This is a genomic window from Micromonospora sp. NPDC052213 (assembly GCF_040679695.1).
Lineage (GTDB): Bacteria > Actinomycetota > Actinomycetes > Mycobacteriales > Micromonosporaceae > Micromonospora.
Map to the genome: position 1 here is coordinate 1 of NZ_JBFAVI010000397.1, position 1104 is coordinate 1104.

Here is a 1104-nt window from a genome sequence, read left to right on the forward strand (position 1 = left end):
CCTCCTCCAGCTCGGCCCTCGGAGTAGGTTCGCACCGTCTCCTTCGTGTACGGCACACCCAGCGTCGAGATCACCGCCTGCTGGCCGGCGACGGCGGCGTCGACAGCCGCGGCGTCCAGCACGTCGGCGCCCACCACCAGCAGGTTCTCGCCCCGCACCGGGAAGGACTCCGGACGCCGGGTCACTGCTGTGACGACGTGGCCCCGGGCCATCGCCAGCTCGGTGGCCAGCCGGCCGGTGGGCCCGTTCGCGCCGAACACCACGAGTCTCATCTGGCCCCACCTCTTCGTCGGCGCGAGGGTCGAACGACGGTCCAGCAGTCGAACAACGTTCCGGTGCCCGACCAATGTACTACGCTCACGGGCGGAACAGGCAGATTTCGGGCGAGGCGGGTGACGGGATGGCGGAGCGGAGCCGGAGCCTGTGGCTGCGGACGACGTCGGCCGGGCGGCCCGACCCGCCACTGACCGTCGAGCGCATCACCGCCGCCGCGGTCGAGCTGCTGGACGAGGACGACGTCGGGCAGCTCACCATGCGCCGCCTCGCCGACCGCCTCGGCGTCGGCACCACCACGCTCTACTGGCACGTGGACACCAAGGAGCACGTGATCGACCTCGCGGTCGACGCGGTGTTCGCCGCCACGCCGCCACCGCCACCCGGCGACGACTGGCGGGCGGACGTCACGACGCTGCTGACCGAGCGCCGTGCCGCGCTGCTGCGGCACCCCTGGTCGGCGGTGATGCGACGACGCCCCGCGGTCGGCCCCGGCTTCCTGTCCTGGATGGAGTTCCTCCAGGCCACCCTGACCCGCGCCGGGTTCACCTCCCGGGACGTCACCGCGGCGAGCTGGGTGCTCTACAGCCACGTCCAGGGCTCCGCGGCCAGCCAGGCCACGCTGCGGTGGTCGGCGGCCGAACGCCGGGAGGGCCAGCTGATGCTGGAGCGGCACAGCGCCAGCTATCCCACACTGGCCGCGCAGCGGCACCTGCTCGACGACGACTGGGACACGAACTTCGCGCTCGGGCTGGCGTACGTGCTCGACGGTCTGACCGCCCGCGCCGCAGCCGGCGCCACCTGAGGCCGGACACGCCGAACCGGCCCGCG

The 1104-nt window shown here is 73.2% G+C and carries 2 protein-coding genes; one reads left to right on the forward strand and one right to left on the reverse strand.

Annotated features, from left to right (window positions below):
• The coding region (locus AB0L34_RS34230; protein ID WP_363709822.1) for an NAD(P)H-binding protein at window positions 1–272 on the reverse strand (272 nt) is incomplete at its 3' end.
• Between the two features lie 128 nt (window positions 273–400).
• Between AB0L34_RS34230 and AB0L34_RS34235 the strand changes: the two genes are divergently transcribed.
• A complete protein-coding gene (locus tag AB0L34_RS34235; protein WP_363709823.1) occupies window positions 401–1078 on the forward strand; it encodes a TetR/AcrR family transcriptional regulator in 678 nt (225 codons plus the stop codon).
• The last annotated feature ends 26 nt before the right edge of the window (window positions 1079–1104 follow it).